At 60.8% G+C, this 14,595-nt stretch carries 18 protein-coding genes and 1 tRNA gene; 9 read left to right on the top strand and 10 right to left on the bottom strand.

Going from position 1 to position 14,595, the window contains the following annotated elements; translation table 11 throughout:
• Positions 1-3 precede the first annotated feature (3 nt).
• Entirely contained in the window at positions 4-918 is a 915-nt protein-coding gene (locus tag K6118_RS03975) for a P1 family peptidase (RefSeq protein WP_247118922.1), read from the top strand.
• On the opposite strand, the gene K6118_RS03980 is transcribed toward K6118_RS03975, so the two are convergent.
• Entirely contained in the window at positions 902-1,438 is a 537-nt protein-coding gene (locus K6118_RS03980; RefSeq protein WP_247118923.1) for a hypothetical protein, read from the bottom strand. The genes K6118_RS03975 and K6118_RS03980 overlap by 17 nt on opposite strands.
• A gap of 162 nt (positions 1,439-1,600) precedes the next feature.
• Here K6118_RS03980 and K6118_RS03985 point away from each other — a divergent pair.
• Positions 1,601-1,677 (top strand) — tRNA-Arg (locus tag K6118_RS03985).
• Positions 1,678-1,744: 67 nt separating this feature from the next.
• Complete coding sequence (locus K6118_RS03990; protein ID WP_247118924.1) at positions 1,745-2,296, top strand: hypothetical protein; 552 nt, start codon at positions 1,745-1,747, stop codon at positions 2,294-2,296.
• Positions 2,297-2,317: 21 nt separating this feature from the next.
• On the opposite strand, the gene K6118_RS03995 is transcribed toward K6118_RS03990, so the two are convergent.
• The 4 genes from K6118_RS03995 to K6118_RS04010 all read right to left on the bottom strand — a co-directional run bounded on the left by K6118_RS03995 (position 2,318) and on the right by K6118_RS04010 (position 4,436).
• A complete protein-coding gene (locus tag K6118_RS03995) occupies positions 2,318-2,908 on the bottom strand; it encodes a GNAT family N-acetyltransferase (protein WP_247118925.1) in 591 nt (196 codons plus the stop codon).
• A 97-nt stretch (positions 2,909-3,005) separates the two neighbouring features.
• Entirely contained in the window at positions 3,006-3,857 is an 852-nt protein-coding gene (locus tag K6118_RS04000; RefSeq protein WP_247118926.1) for a dienelactone hydrolase family protein, read from the bottom strand.
• Between the two features lie 106 nt (positions 3,858-3,963).
• Positions 3,964-4,194: a hypothetical protein gene (locus K6118_RS04005; protein WP_247118927.1), complete on the bottom strand. Its 231-nt coding sequence runs from the start codon at positions 4,192-4,194 to the stop codon at positions 3,964-3,966.
• 26 nt (positions 4,195-4,220) lie between these two features.
• Positions 4,221-4,436, bottom strand: a complete 216-nt coding sequence (locus K6118_RS04010; RefSeq protein ID WP_247118928.1) for a DUF3126 family protein — start codon at positions 4,434-4,436, stop codon at positions 4,221-4,223.
• Between the two features lie 198 nt (positions 4,437-4,634).
• Here K6118_RS04010 and K6118_RS04015 point away from each other — a divergent pair, with 198 nt between their 5' ends.
• Together K6118_RS04015 and K6118_RS04020 are read left to right on the top strand one after the other, a co-directional pair.
• Complete coding sequence (locus tag K6118_RS04015; RefSeq protein WP_247118929.1) at positions 4,635-5,045, top strand: Hpt domain-containing protein; 411 nt, start codon at positions 4,635-4,637, stop codon at positions 5,043-5,045.
• A gap of 100 nt (positions 5,046-5,145) precedes the next feature.
• Positions 5,146-5,604, top strand: a complete 459-nt coding sequence (locus tag K6118_RS04020) for an MmcB family DNA repair protein (protein WP_247118930.1) — start codon at positions 5,146-5,148, stop codon at positions 5,602-5,604.
• On the opposite strand, the gene K6118_RS04025 is transcribed toward K6118_RS04020, so the two are convergent.
• The gene (locus K6118_RS04025; RefSeq protein ID WP_247118931.1) at positions 5,574-7,598 is read right to left on the bottom strand and encodes an HD domain-containing phosphohydrolase; all 2,025 of its coding nucleotides are present in this window, start codon (positions 7,596-7,598) and stop codon (positions 5,574-5,576) included. The two genes, K6118_RS04020 and K6118_RS04025, sit on opposite strands and share 31 nt — an antisense overlap.
• A 169-nt stretch (positions 7,599-7,767) precedes the next feature.
• Between K6118_RS04025 and K6118_RS04030 the strand changes: the two genes are divergently transcribed.
• Both K6118_RS04030 and K6118_RS04035 read left to right on the top strand, forming a co-directional pair.
• Positions 7,768-8,433 carry a transglutaminase-like cysteine peptidase gene (locus K6118_RS04030; protein ID WP_247118932.1) on the top strand — a complete coding sequence of 222 codons (666 nt, stop codon included), beginning with the start codon at positions 7,768-7,770 and terminating at the stop codon, positions 8,431-8,433.
• A gap of 84 nt (positions 8,434-8,517) precedes the next feature.
• Positions 8,518-9,894 (top strand): YuxH family protein, encoded by a 1,377-nt coding sequence (locus tag K6118_RS04035; protein WP_247118933.1) that lies wholly within the window; start codon positions 8,518-8,520, stop codon positions 9,892-9,894.
• Between the two features lie 33 nt (positions 9,895-9,927).
• Here K6118_RS04035 and K6118_RS04040 read toward each other — a convergent pair whose 3' ends face one another.
• The 4 genes from K6118_RS04040 to K6118_RS04055 form a co-directional block, all read right to left on the bottom strand.
• Complete coding sequence (locus K6118_RS04040; protein ID WP_247118934.1) at positions 9,928-10,476, bottom strand: ActR/PrrA/RegA family redox response regulator transcription factor; 549 nt, start codon at positions 10,474-10,476, stop codon at positions 9,928-9,930.
• Positions 10,466-11,821, bottom strand: coding sequence for an ActS/PrrB/RegB family redox-sensitive histidine kinase (locus tag K6118_RS04045; RefSeq protein WP_247118935.1), 1,356 nt, complete (start codon positions 11,819-11,821; stop codon positions 10,466-10,468). The genes K6118_RS04040 and K6118_RS04045 overlap by 11 nt, the downstream gene beginning before the upstream one ends.
• Before the next feature lie 2 nt (positions 11,822-11,823).
• Positions 11,824-12,582, bottom strand: a complete 759-nt coding sequence (locus K6118_RS04050) for a hypothetical protein (protein WP_247118936.1) — start codon at positions 12,580-12,582, stop codon at positions 11,824-11,826.
• 250 nt (positions 12,583-12,832) lie between these two features.
• Positions 12,833-13,402, bottom strand: a complete 570-nt coding sequence (locus K6118_RS04055) for an ankyrin repeat domain-containing protein (RefSeq protein ID WP_247118937.1) — start codon at positions 13,400-13,402, stop codon at positions 12,833-12,835.
• A 226-nt stretch (positions 13,403-13,628) separates the two neighbouring features.
• On the opposite strand from K6118_RS04055, the gene K6118_RS04060 reads away from it, so the two are divergent.
• Both K6118_RS04060 and K6118_RS04065 read left to right on the top strand, forming a co-directional pair.
• Complete coding sequence (locus K6118_RS04060; RefSeq protein ID WP_247118938.1) at positions 13,629-14,159, top strand: SCO family protein; 531 nt, start codon at positions 13,629-13,631, stop codon at positions 14,157-14,159.
• On the top strand, positions 14,156-14,587 hold the full coding sequence (locus K6118_RS04065) for a YcgN family cysteine cluster protein (protein ID WP_247118939.1): 432 nt from the start codon (positions 14,156-14,158) through the stop codon (positions 14,585-14,587). Before K6118_RS04060 ends, K6118_RS04065 begins: the two co-directional genes overlap by 4 nt.
• Positions 14,588-14,595: the final 8 nt, after the last annotated feature.

Below are 14,595 nucleotides of genomic sequence, written 5' to 3' on the forward strand. Positions count from 1 at the left end.
GCGATGGTCACGATCAGCGCCAAACCCGGCCCCAGCGATTCGTTTACCGATATTGACGGCCTCCGCGTCGGTCAGGCCCATGATGCGGCTGTCCGCACCGGGGTGACCGTGATTCTGCCGGACGCGCCTGTCGCCATGGGCGTGGATGTACGTGGCGGCGGCCCCGGCACGCGCGATACCGATGCGCTCGACCCCACCTGTCTTGTGGATAAGGTCCACGGCCTTGTTCTTTCCGGCGGCTCCGTCTTTGGCCTGGCCGCCGCGGACGGTGTTGCCGCGGCACTGTCTGAACGCGGCATCGGCCTGCCGCTGGGTCCGCGCGCGGTGCCGGTGGTGCCGTCGGCGATCCTGTTCGACCTGATGAACGGCGGCGACAAGGATTGGGGCACGGAGCCACCCTACCGGCGCCTCGGCGTGCAAGCACTTGATGCTGTAAGCGTGGATGTGACCGAAGGCGCGGCGGGTGCTGGCTATGGTGCGCGCGCGGGTGGCAGGGCAGGCGGCATCGGCACGGCAAGCCTGGTGACGGATGACGGCCTGATGGTGGCGGCGATTGTCGCGGTCAACAGCTTCGGGGCGGTGATGGACGGCACGCCGGAGCATGGCACGGTCGACCTACCCAAGCTGGGGCTCGTCGGTGCCAACACCACCATCGGTGCGGTGGCCACCAACCTCACACTCGATAAGGCCGCCTGCACGCGGCTGGCCATCATGGCGCAGGACGGCTTCGCCCGGGCGATTCGCCCGATCCACACCCCGTTCGATGGCGATACGATCTTCGCCATGTCCACCGGTGCAAAGCCGCTAGACGGCCCGCTCGCGCCGGTCATGGCGGTCCTGGGCACCTTGTCTGCGGACTGTATGGTCCGGGCGATAGGGAAAGCGGTGAAGGCGGCAGGCGTTACGACTGGGGCTTGAGCCCGGCCAGCCGCTGACGCTCATCCACGACAAATTTCTCGATAATTCCAGCTTGTGATTCTGCGGCTTCCGCGACGCTTGCGAGCGCCGGGTCGGTGGCGGCGATGAGCTTATCCAGCCGGCTCGCGGTCTGGCTCAGCCGCGTCAGCGCGGCTTGCGCGTCATACCAGGCATCCAGCCGGGCCTCAGCCGCCGCTTCGTCAACCTTGGCGACAGCTTCGCGGTAGGCCAGCGTGTCGGCCTTGAGGTCGGTCTTGATTTCAGTGAGGAGCGCATCGGCCTCAGCGGCGGTTTTGGGCAGGGTGTCCTCGGTCCGTCTGGTCGGGGCTGCGGGCTCCGCATGGGTGCTGGCGCGCTGTTGGTCGGCGGGCTTTTTCGCGGGATGAAGCGGCTTGGTGCGGGCGGACTGGTCCGGCAGCGGTTCGGAAAGAGTCGGCCATGTGTCGCCCCTGCCTGCGCAGGCCGCCAGAAGGCCACATAAAACGAGTGGAAACAGGTTTTTAGCGCTGCCGAATTTCATGAAAAGGCCTTATTTTCTATGTGCTTCCTACCCTAAGGCTAACTTTCCTTTGTGGCGGAAACAAGAAAAAGCGATTTCCCTCTTGCAATATAAAAGCAATCTTATTAGGTTCCGCCGCACACCGCAGCCGGAACACTGGTGGTGGTGACATTTCGATGGTATGCGCCGGTAGCTCAGCTGGATAGAGCATCAGACTACGAATCTGAGGGCCGGGGGTTCGAATCCTCCCCGGCGCACCACTCGAAACAGAACAAACCCGCCTCCCCGGCGGGTTTTTTGTTTTGGGCTTAGGCTGGGGAGGTGGTGATGCGGTTGTTTCTGGACGAGGGCGAACGGCAATTGCTGGCGCGACTGGGTGCAGGTGTGTCGAACGTATCCGTTTATCGGACGGGGATGTATCCAACTGCCGTTGTGTTCACAGTACCGGACTGTAGCCAAATCAAACTTTTTGCCACTGAAGAAGTGATAGATTCGGAATTCGAGGTGTTTCCGGCACGGGCCTCTGCTGGAGGTGTCGGTGATGCGCCCGGCATGACTATGGATTGGATGGTAGGCCTACCTGTGGTGCGTGTCAGTATATTGCGAAAGTCGGAGTGGATTGAAGCAGCTGACAACGAGACGAAAGCCTTGATGTTGGGTGGCTCCGAAGGGGCGACAGTTCAGCATGAGGGTAAGTCACAAGATATTCCGGCAGGGGCCTTATCTGAGGTCAGTTTGGATGCTGGAATTGAAATAGAGTTCGATGACGGACGGACCCTCCTTGTGGCGACCTCTATGTTTCCATATGCGCTATACGTTTCGGGGTGTGATTTTTCAGAGTCATCCGATGCCCAGATTTATGAACGGCAGTCACTCTAAGGTCAGTATGTCGCCGCTAGCTCAGCGCGCTTTCCGCCACATGCGCCAAAGCGGCGGGCTTCCCTTTACGGGCGTGACCTCTTCCATAAGCTCGAACCCGTGGTTTTGGTAGAAGCCCAGATTGTCGCGCTTCGAATTCTCCAGATAGGCCGGCATGTGGGCTGCATCGATGGCCTTGAGCGCCTGGCGCATCACAAGGCCGCCGAGTCCCTTGCCCTGCTTGCCGGGGCGAACGCCGATCGCGAACAGATAATAATGTGGTTCCGCCGGGTGATTCTTGGTCATGAAGGCGTCGATCGCCAGCGAGCGGAGAACCGCGCGCGGGCCGCCATAACGCAGGATGGGGTATGCAAGCGACAGCGTGCTCAGGAGGCTGAGGTCTTTGCCTACGCCCGGCGGCAGCCATAAGGCCCCGGCGCTGCCGTCCGCCGTGACATGGCCGAAGCCGTCCTTCAGATACAGGTCCCGCGCGAGCCCCGTGAAGGTGGGCTTAAGCGCCTTCACGTTCCGGAATGTCCACAGGTTCATCGGGTCGTCGGCGAAGGCATCGGCAATGATGCCCCCGATCAGGGTATGGTCGGCCGGGGTCAGGGGTCTGACGTCAGGCTGCATCGGGCGTCTCCACAAAAATGAATATGTTTCACTTTATGGGGTGAGACGGGAAATGCAAGCCCGGGCTGACGGTATGCGCAGGCCCGGGCAAGCTGGGTCAGCCAAGTTTATCCTTCAGGAAGGTCATACTGCGCCCCCAGGCCAGGTCGGCGGCCGCCTTGTTGTAGCGCGCGGCGTTGGTGTCATTGTTGAAGGCGTGCTGGACGCCGTCATAGATGAAAAGCTGATAGTCGACGCCAGCCGCCTGAAGCGCCGCCTTGTAGGCGTCGATACCTTCGCCGATGCGTTTGTCGAGCCCGGCGTAATGCAGCATCATCGCGGCCTTGATATGGGAGGCCGCCTCGGCGGAAACCTGCCTGCCATAATAGGCGACACCGGCACTGAGGTCCGGCGCGTGTGCTGCGAGCTGGTTGACCATGCCGCCACCCCAGCAGAAGCCCATGGCCCCTACCTTGCCGCTTGAGGCAAAATGATCGACCGCGGCGACCAGGCTCGCCACCGTGTGGGGATCCTCGAGCTGATAGATCATCTTGCGGGCTTCATCCTCATCCGCAGGTGTGCCACCCATGGGGGACAGCATGTCCGGCGCGACGGCATGAAAGCCTGCCAGCGCAACCCGGCGGGTGACATCCTTGATGTGCGGGTTGAGGCCTCTGTTTTCATGGATGACAAGAACGGTCGGTCGTTTTTCCGCCGGGCTGTCCGCCCGATCGGCGACATAGGCCATCAAGGGCCCGGTGGACAGCTTGAGCGTGACGGACCCGGTCTTCAGCCGCGGGTCGTCTTCGGGGATGACCGCGGCGGCGGCATAGTTATTCTGGAGAAGCGGCAACAAGGTGGCCGCGGCGGCGGTACCTCCCGCCAGAAACGCCAGACGTTTGAGAAACGCCCGTCGTCCCATCGTGCCGTGGGTGAAGCTGTCGTAAAGATCGATGATATCCTGGCGCATGGCATCCTCCCCTTTGATCAGGGCAGTTTACCATGAAATGGCTGTGGCCAGAATAGAGCCAGAATAGAAGATGGGAAGGGGGCGGAGGCCCCCAGCTCTTGCCCTGCTAGTCTTTCTTCAGGCTGACGATGTCTTCCATCATTTTGCGCTGTGACCGGTCCCGCACCACCATGAAGGCATGGATGGCGAGGATGGCCCAAAGCACGAAGCCCGCCCCGAAAAAGACGAAGGTGAACCAGGATACGACCCAGAAGATGCCGCTGATGATGGCCTGGATCGGCTTGCCGGACAGAAGAAGCGCCAATGGCGGCGCGAGAAAAGCGATGAGATACAGCATGGTCAGTCCCCCCTGTTTGGCCTGCCTTACACTTTGGGCAGGTCTTCCTCGATGACGCACATATGGAACTGGAACGACACCTCGCCCTCGTCTTCGTCCCGGTAGGCGACGCCGATGAATTCGTCGGCGAGCATGACCTCAACGGAATCGTCGGCGTTCGGGCGGCGAACCAGTCTGATCTTGTCATTGTTGAAAGTGGTCTGCAGATAGGCTTGCAGGCGTTTGATTTCAGTCGGGTTCACCCTGGTTGCTCCTTATTCTTGTGCACTATGCAGTTGCCATGGTTTATCCAAGCCGAGGGACAGGATGCAAGAAAAACTGGACCAAATGGCTCATTCGATGCCGATTCGGTGCGTTGAGACTTGTCTGGGCCGTGGGATCGGGTAACGTGAGGCGCCATAAATACCCTCTAAAAATACCCTCTAATGGGCGGAGTTTGTATGAGCGACACCGACGACAATGAGTTTTCCTACGCCAATGATGCGGAACTGGTCGGTCAGTTCCTCAGCTGGACTGAGGGAGCGCTCACCGAGCTTCGGGAATTGACGGACGGGATGGCGGAGGTCGAGTCGAAATCGAGCCCGACGGTGGAACGCGTCTATGACCTCGCTCACAATATCAAGGGTATGGGCGCCAGCTTCGATTATAGCCTGATGACGGAGGCCGGCGCGTCCCTGTGCAATTACATCAAGAAGCTGGAGGACGGCGCCACCGCCAGCCGCCGGGTGATTGATGCCCATGTACGGGTGTTCGAGGTGGTGATCCAGAACAAGATACGGGGGGACGGTGGTCCGTCCGGCCAGGCGCTCATCGATCGTCTCGCAGCCATGATTGCCGAGGAACGGGGCTAAAAGTTCCCTTTTTGTTCTTTTTTCTTGCCTTTAAATCGAGGGCTTTTCATCCTGTCTGCCTGTCATGGCTGCGCCCATGGCTTCAGGATGGGGACACCTGATGACCCAAACAGACACAATCACCCGCGGTGCCGCCCGGCTGTTGACCGAGCTTGGTTTTGCCCCGCTTGCTGAGGTGCCGCTCACCAACGGGCGCCGGGCCGATTTGGTCGGTATCGGCCGTACGGGGGAGCTCGTGGTGGTGGAGGTCAAGTCCGGTCTGCAGGATTTCAGAAGCGACAATAAATGGCCCGAGTATCTGGCCTATGCCGACCGCTTCTTCTTCGCGGTCGATCGCGATTTCCCGTTTGAGGTGTTGGACGAGGAAGCGAGCTTGCCCGCACGCACCGGCATCATCATCGCTGACCGCTTCGGTGGCGATATCGTGCGGGAGGCCGCCGTCCATAAAGTCAATGCCGCGCGGCGGAAGAAGCTGACGCTCAGTATCGCGCGGCTCGGCACCTCCCGGCTTGCAGCCGGGCTTTATGGTCAGGTGTCGTCGCTCATGCGTTCGCCGTAGCTCTGCCAGCGCGCGCGGCCACCCTTGTTTTCCAGAATGTTCTGGAGCGCGGCCACCGTGCGGCGTTCATAACGCGTCCCGGCATCCCCGTGCAGGATGTCGATGGCTTTGTCGAAGCCGAGGCCGTCCCGGTGCGCGCGGGCTGAGACCATGCCGACGAAGGCGTTGGCGACCGACAGCACCCGGGCGCCGGGTTCGATCGCCTCACCCTTGAGGCCGTCGGGTTCGCCGCTGCCGTCCCAATGCTCGCGCATCTCACCCAGGATGCGGGCAACCGGGCCTTTGAAATCAAGACCTGCCACAAGGCTGGCGCCTTTCTGCATACTGTCACGCACAAGCGCCAGCTCATCGGGCGTGAGCGGGGTTTCTTTGGTCAGGATATCGATGGGCACGAAAATTTTGCCCAGGTTCACAAGCTGTCCGGCGATGCCGACGCTTTCGACCATATCCTCATCCCAGCCCATCTCACCGGCGATGACGCTGGCGACATCGGCCACGCGTTCGGAATGGTGGCGGCTCCAGGGGTCACGCGAATCGATGATTTCGGTCAGCGTGGTGACCAACTGCTTGAACAGCGTCTCGCTGCGTTCGCGCGCGCTGACAAGTTCGGTGATATCCTGCATCACCAGAAGCGCGTTTGCGTCTGCGTCGCCGCGCGCTTTCAAGGGCAGGGTTTCGGTCTGGAATGTCCGGGTGTCGCCGCCGACTTTGAGGTCGAGCTGAAGCTGGCTTTTCGTACCCTGGGCCGCTTTGGTCACCGCGTCCTGCAGCAGGGTGGTGGTTTCATTGTCGAACGCGGTGCCGAGGCGCCGGTCCTTAAGCTCGCCCACCGGCAAGCCGGTGATTTCCCCGACCTTCGTGTTGGCGAAATGGACGGTCATGCTGTCATCAAGCGCGGCAATCGCGGTTGGTTGACTGTCGCTGACCGACTGCAGGAACTCACTGAGCGCACGGTTGCTTTCGCTGAGTGCGGTCTGTTCGCGGTAGGAGGCTTCCAGCCGTCTCGACACACCGTGGCGCCACACCAGGATAAGGGCGGCAAGCACGAACAGGGTGGCGAGCGATAGTGTGATGATCAAGCTGTTGCGGCGGCTGTTGATATCGGCGAGCGCTTCATCAGCATCGATGGTGCGCACCAGAATCCACGGCACCGGAGCGCTAAGCTCGCGGCCGGTGACCAGCACCTTCACCCCGGCGTAATTGTTGAGAATTTTGAAGGCCCGGGGTTCGCGCGCGGCGAAGCTTGCGGCCGGGTCTACCCGTGCCTCGCCCAGGCGGCCGCCGCCCTTGAGCGGGGTGATCGGGTGGACGAGGTCACCATCACCGCGGGTGACGATGTAGGTTTCCGCCGTCTGGCTTTGGGCGCCGGGTTGGTCCAGGGTTTTGAGGAATTCGCCATCCAGCGGGCGGGCACCGATGACCCACACGGTTTCCTTGCCCTTTTGGCCGCCCATGCCTTCGTCTGAGGTAACCGGTGCACCAAACAGCACAAGCGGGGTCTTGTCAGCAAGCTCGGGGCCGAGGGCGATGAAGGAACCGCGGCTGTCCGCCGGCCATTCGCCGGGGCGCAACACCGGCATCCCCGTGGTCATGACAAGCGGGGTGCCGTCGCTCTTGATCAGTGCGAGCCCGGCGCGGCGCGGCCGTTTGACGTTGGCGGCGACCTTGTCGATCGGCGTGTTCTGGTGGAAGCCGCTGCGTTCCGCCGTGGCGGAGAGCAGGGAGTAGACATAACCGCGCTGGGCCTCGGCGGCTTCGGGTGAGGCGGCAGCCATCATCTGGCCGGCATAAAGCTGGATGGAGGCATCGCCCGCGACATCCTCAACGCTGGACAGGTAGCGGTTGAGCCAGGCGGAAACCTCGGCTGTGCGGCTGTCGGCCACCAGGTCCAGCCGGTCATGCCAGCGTTCCATATTGCGTTGGGATTCGGAGGCGGCGAAGCGGAGGATGAGGAAAAGCCCGGCCGCCAGTGCGATCAGAAGCCCTCCTGCCACGATGAGATATGATTTCCCTGATCCGCTCGACTGTGCCACCCTTTGCCCCTTTCCGTATCCGTTTGACGCATCCGCGTCAGGCGGTATGTTGGTACAGAATACCGATTGGCTCAAACTATTTCGATTTGATTTTATGGTTCACCGCAAGGGGTTGAGTAAGTTTATCTGTTTGGCGCTGCTGTTTTTTGCGGCCTCGCCCCTTCATGCCGCGCCGGTGCCGATGAAACTGTTCGGCAGCCGGGAGATCATGTCGACCAACATGAAGGCTTTCACGAAATGGTCCGACATGTGGCGCAAATATAATTTGCCGCGTACTGCCGACCAGCCGCAAACGTCGCTGCCGCCCCAAAATGAGGGCGCGGAGCTGAAGTGCGCCGGGCTTGAACGCATTGCCTGCGGGCGCAAGGCCTGGAACAGCCTCATCGAGGCCCAGAAGGGCAAGCCCGAGCGGGAACAGCTCGATGCCGTCAATCTCTATATGAACAAGTCGCCCTATATCATCGACCCGGTGAATTGGGGTGTGCCGGATTATTGGGAAACGCCGGACGAGTTTTTCCTCAAAGACGGTGATTGCGAAGACTATGCGATCAGCAAATATATCACGCTCAAGCGCCTGGGTGTGGACCCGGACACCATGCGGCTCGTGATCGTACAGGACGAAAACCTCCGCGCGGCCCATGCCATTCTGGCTGTCGCCCTGAAGGGGGTGACCTATATTCTGGATAACCAGGTCAACACGGTTTTGCCGGACACCCAGATCCTGCATTACAGGCCGGTTTATTCGATCAATGAAAGTGCATGGTGGCTGCATCAGGTGCGCCGTTTTTCACACTAAATTAAGGACTTGTGTGTTGAAGTTGCGCCGGTCCGATGTGGCAGATTAAGGGCCCAATCAAGGGGCGAAGTACGAGTAGCGGGTATGAGCAGTAAGACAAAAGTCATTGAACAGATGGTTGATTATGTGCACCAGCTGCGCCGTCACACGGACGGTCGCCGCGCGGTTCACATCAGGCTTTCTGCGCTTGAACGCCCCTACCGTGAGGAACATTACCGGCTGTTTTGCGCGTCTACGTTGCGCGGCGTCATCACCAAGTTCGGGGGCACGATCTTTTCCCTGCCCAATACCGACCTTGTCCTGATCACAAAGGGGGCAGCAGTAGACAATATCGATCCGCAATTGACGCTGATCCGGCGCAAGCTCCGCGGCTCCAGCCTGATCGCAAGCCAGGACCCGGCCCAGGGGGTCAGCGACGCCTTCGTTGAATGGTTCGACCTTGAAGCCCAGTATGCGGATTTCCGCAGTTATATCGATGCCCTTGCGGCGTCATTGAGTGGGGATGAGGAGGCTGCGCCCGCGCAGACCACCCGCAAGGCCCCGGCCAGGAAAGCCCAGCCCCCGCTTGTGGCGTTGCCGGCAGAGTTCGAAGGCGATGAAACTTCAAACCTGCTCGCGGAAATCAAGCGCAAGATATTGGATGGCGACGCGATGACGCCGCCCCGGCCCGCGCCCAGCCGTAAAATTCGTTTCGTCCAGATATCTGCTCCCAAACAGGCGGTTGAGCAGAAGGAGCTGGACCCCGACCTGTTGATCACGCTTTTCAAGGCGCTGCGCGGCACCGACGTGACAGGGCTTCTGAGGCGTCAGTGCGTGATGGCGATTATGGGCGATGAGGAACCGATGGAGGTTTTCGTCCATCAACAGGTGCCGCAGAAGCTGCTTTTTCAAAAGCTGTTTAAAAGCGAAGTGCTCGCGCCCAACCGCTGGCTCAGCGGCTATCTGGATGATTATGTCACCACGCGCATACTGCATTCGCTGCCGTCGATGGAGGCGGAAAAATCCCTGGCATCCAGTATCCGGGTAACATCCTCGGGGGTGATGTCGGAGGCTTTCGAGATGTTTGACCAGTCTCTCGGTCCGCAGCCGCGCAGCCGGGTGATTTTGGAATTCACCGTCCTCGACATGATGGCCAACCCGCATCTCTATATGGCGGCCGTGCGCAAGGCGACGGGCAAGGGGTTCCGCCTCGCCCTTGCCGATATGGACCCGATTTCCTTCTCCTGGCTCGACCAGGCCCATTTCACGGCGGCCTTCGTCAAGATCCGCAAACCGGACTTGCCGGAATCCGAATGGCTGACACCTGAACTGGAAAGTTCCATCAGCTACAAGGTGGACAGGATCGGTATGGCCCGCGCGATCTTTGATGGCTGTGACAGCCCGGAAGACATCGAACTCGGCCACAGGCTCGGCTTCACCCTGTTCCAGGGCGACGCCGTCGACCCGCTGACCAAGGCCTGATTTTCAAGCTATTTTGGAAGCCCGCGCGGCCCCTTATTGGGGCGAGCGTTTGGCGAGAATACGCTGAAGCGTACGGCGGTGCATGTTCAGGCGCCGGGCGGTTTCCGACACATTGCGGTCGCAGAGCTCATAGACGCGCTGGATATGCTCCCATTTGACCCGGTCGGCCGACATGGGGTTTTCCGGCAAGGGCGGGGTGCCGCCTTCGATGTTGAGAAGCGTGTTGGCGATCTCTTCCGGGTCGGCGGGCTTGGCGAGGAAATCGACCGCGCCGGCTTTCACCGCCGCCACGGCGCTTGCGATATTACCGTAGCCGGACAGCATGACGATGCGCATGTCACTGCGGATCTGCCTGAGCGTCGGGACGAGGTCGAGCCCATTGCCGTCCGCCAGCTTCATGTCGAGTACCGCATATTGCGGGCGCTGGTTGGCGGCGATCAGCGCGGCTTCTTCCAGCCCCTCAGCGTCAAAGACGGTGAAACCGCGTCGTTCCATGCTGAGTTTCAGGCGCGAGCGAAACGCCTTGTCGTCTTCAACGATCAAGAGACGCTTTTCGTCGCTCCGGCTCACATCATCCGTCATCGCTTTCCTCCTCATCCGCATCCGTATATTCGTCGAGGTCGCCACGGCGCCAATCAATCGCGACCCTGGCACCGCCTTGGGGCGACCGGTCGAAGGTCACCGTTGCGCCCGTGCGTTCTAGCAGGGTTTTGGCGATAAACAAGCCCAGACCCAGCCCACCATCGCGGCCTGCGGCCAATTGGCGCGTCGTAACATAGGGTTCCCCCAGCCGTTTGACAATCTGCGGGTCGAAGCCTGGGCCATCATCGTCGACCGTAATCGAAATACTGTCCGGGTCCCAATAGGTGCGGATTTCCACCACGCTATTGGCATAGCCTGTCGCGTTTTCGACAATGTTGCGCACGGCATGGACCAGCTCGGGCAGGCGCCTGACTGTCAGCATCCCCTCCTTGACCGTGGCGAAGCGGATATCGACACCCCGGCCTTCATGCGGGGCGGCGGCTTCCCGGAGGATGGCCTCAAGCGCCATATAACTGAAATGGTCCTGTCCGTCCGTGCGGCGCAGTTCCCGCAGCTCCGACAGGATGCCGCGGCACCGTGTGGCCTCCGCAACGATAAGTTCCAGGTCGTTTTCCGTGTCCGGGTCGCCCGCTTGGGCCTTAAGGGTTTCAAGCCTGTCACGGGCAGCCAGCAGGATGGTGCCGAGCGGTGTGCCCAGTTCATGGGCTGCCGCCGCGGCCAGTGTGCCGAGCGCGGACAGGCGCTGTTCCTGCTCAAGCGCGATCTGCGTGGCGGTCAGGGCCTGGGCGCGGTACCGCCCTTCGCGCACGACCCGCGCCATGTAAAGCGCCAGGAACATCAGCGTGAAACACAGGCTGACCCACAGCCCGGCCATGACCAACCGGTGGATCTTGGGCGGCGTGCCGTTCCAGGGCAGCGGAAACGGGGTGAAAGCAAGGGCCGTAACCAGGATCAGCGACAGGACGATCAGGAACTTGGTGCTGGTCCTGCCGAGGATCGATGCGGACACGGTTGTCGGCGCGAGCAGGAGGATCGAGAACGGGTTCGCCAGGCCGCCGGTGACGAATAGAAGCGTCGCCAGGTGGGCAAGGTCGAACGCCAGATGCGCGGCCGCCTGCCTGTCGCTCAGCCGCGTGTTGGCATCGGCCCGAAAGGAAAACCACAGGTTCAGCATGGCTGACGTCAGCACGATCGGGACCGTGATATGGGGACGGACATCGAAATGCAGCACCAGGCCAACGACACCGAGCGCGGCCAACTGGCCCGCCACGGCCATCCAGCGGATCAGCACCAGCGTGCCGAGGCGGACACCGCCGCCGTGGGCGAGGTCGAGGTCGCTGTCGACCAGGATCAGGTCGTCCGAGGCTTTGTGGCTTTGTGGCACGGTTACAGGCCTCCCGTCAGGAAAAAGGATGTCGCCATCATGATTATAAGCAGGATTAACGCTTCTGCCACCAGCACCATGCGGCCTGCCTGGGCGATGTCTATCGCATTCAGGCGGGCGCGGCCGTCCTTGGGGCCGATCCAGCGTGGGGCACCGTCGCCTTTTTTGATTGCGGGGCCGGAATCGAACGCGAGCGTCAAGCCTTCAGCGACCACGGCCAGCGGCCACAGGCGAAGCGGCAGCCTACCGGTGACGGGGGCGGCAAGTCCCCGGACGGCACCGGCCCTGGACCCCGGCAGGATGAGGGGGCTCATCGCAAGCGCAAGCGCCGACAGGGCCGCGGCAGGGAGCGACGTGAGGGTATAGAAAAACGTGGCGGCAGCATAGAAAGGCCCGCTGGGTCGTCCGGCGCCTTCCGGCGCGCCACGGGCAATCAGCGCGGCGAGAAAGCGGAACGGCAGGAAAAAGGCAAACCCGCCCGCGGCGAACAGGGTCAGCCCCGCGACCACGGTTTCCGAGAAGGTGAAGACCAGCCGTTCGGCCCCGCGCCGCGCCGCATTATAGTGGTTTTCCGATTGACGATCGGGGCCGCTGCTCGCACTTTTCCGGGCATCCTGAAGAACCTTGTCCCAGCCGCGGCGCTGTCTGACCATCAGGGTCAGCAATACGGCGCCGACCGCCATGCCGGTTGAGCCACTGGCGACCAACTTGTTCAGCCACAAGCCAGCCCATGCGAGCGCAGGGAGCAGGGCAAAAAGCACGATTAACCCACGGACCCGCCGTTCCGTGGTAGAGCGTTGCGGCCGGTTGAGACGCGTGTCCAACAGGGCGGCGAGACGTGCGATAAGGTCGTCCGGTCCCGGCAGCTTGCCAAGAAGGGCCTGCGACCCGAGAACAAGGTCAATAAGGAAAGCCAGGCCAAACAGGGTTAGCCAACTGACGATTGCGTGCCCGTAAGCCAGAAGGCCCTCCCTGTTTTATCCCGTGTGTTGGATGGTGACCCGGCCTGGATCAATAATCCATGGCGCCGGCTTCTTTCAGCACGTCGATCATGCGGCGGCTGCGGCTCAGCCGGGCATATTCAAGCGCGGATTTGCCGGTAAGGTCCTGGACGTTCGGGTCCGCCCCGGCTTCGAGAAGCAGGGAGACGACACGAAGCTTACGGCCGCGGACGGCCTTGATCAGCGCGGTTTCCTGGGAGATGTCGGTCTTGTTTGGGTTGGCATGATGCTCAAGAAGCAGTTTGACCATCGGGACATCCCCGGCCCCGGCTTTGCGCATGAGCGCGGTTTCGCCGCGGGTTTCTTCGGCCACATCCGGGTCTGCATGATACTTTAGCAGCAGCTTCACGACGTCCATGTCACCGCCATCCACAGCCATCATGAACGCGGGCATTCCGTCGCTGCGCTGGCGCGTATCGGGCGAAACACCCTTGGAAAGAAGCTCGGTCATCTTGTTGATATCCCGGTCCTTGATCGCCTTCATAAGGTCATATTGCGGGGACATGGCATGAGCGACCGAGAAGAAACCGCCGACGAGGACGATGGTCAGGAAGACGAACGCGCGTTTAATCGCAAACATGGAAACTCCGTTTTCACTTATTTGTCATTGAGGCTGTCGGGGTGACGGTCTTTCCGTGACATGTGCGGTACATATTTCTATAACACCGGCAGGATCACAAGCCCTCCGGTGGTTTTTTCGGGTCTGGGTAGATCACAAAAAATGGAGATGTGACATGAAAATTGTACGGCTGATGTTATGGGCTGCCGTCGTTTTGGTCGGGATATTTTTTGTAGGACGCCATTTCATGACGGCGCAAGACGCGGGATCCGGCCCCGGCGGACCGTTTACCCTGACATCGCAGACCGGTCAAAAAGTCTCCGATACCGATTTTCGTGGCCGTTTCATGCTGGTTTATTTCGGCTACACCTACTGCCCGGATGTCTGCCCGCTTGAGCTTGAAAAGATGAGCCGCGCGCTTGAGACCCTGGACAAGGAAGGCTACGACACCACGCCCTTGCAGCCGATCTTCATTTCGATCGACCCTGAGCGCGACACGGTCAAGGAAATGGCCGAATACGTGCCGCAATTCTATCCGCGCCTTCTGGGCCTGACGGGGACACCTGAAGAAATTGCCAAGGTCGCCAAGGAATATAAGGTTTATTATAAGAAGCGGGTTGTGAAGGACTCGGACGGTTACCTGATGGATCACCAGTCGATGATCTTCGTCATGGGGCCGGACGGCAAGTTCCAGCGCATTTTCTCCAGCCGGAATACGCCTGACCAGATGGTGGCGGCGCTCCGGCCGGTTCTAACGAAGGTCAAAGACACCAAGTGACAGCTTTCTGGAAAGAAAAATCGCTCACCGAGATGAGCCGCGAGGAGTGGGAATCGCTCTGCGACAGCTGTGGCAAATGCTGCCTGCACAAGCTGGAGGATGAGGATACAGGCGAGATCCATTATACCGATATCGCCTGCCGCTTCCTCGACCCGGAGACCATCAAGTGCGGCAAATATTGGGTGCGCCAGCGCTTTGTCGGCAACTGTGTCGTCATGACTGCGGATATGCTGGACAAGCTGCCCTGGATGCCGTCCACCTGTGCATACCGGCTGCTTTATGAAGGCAAGGACCTGCCGGAATGGCACCCGCTTGTGAGCGGCGACCCTGACAGCATGATCAAAGCCGGAAAAACCGTGAAAGGCCGTGTGGTCGATGAGCGGGAAGCCGGTGACTTTGAAGACCATCTGGTCGATTGGCCAGCCTGAAGGAAGGG

Source organism: Kordiimonas marina (assembly GCF_023006325.1).
GTDB lineage: Bacteria > Pseudomonadota > Alphaproteobacteria > Sphingomonadales > Kordiimonadaceae > Kordiimonas > Kordiimonas marina.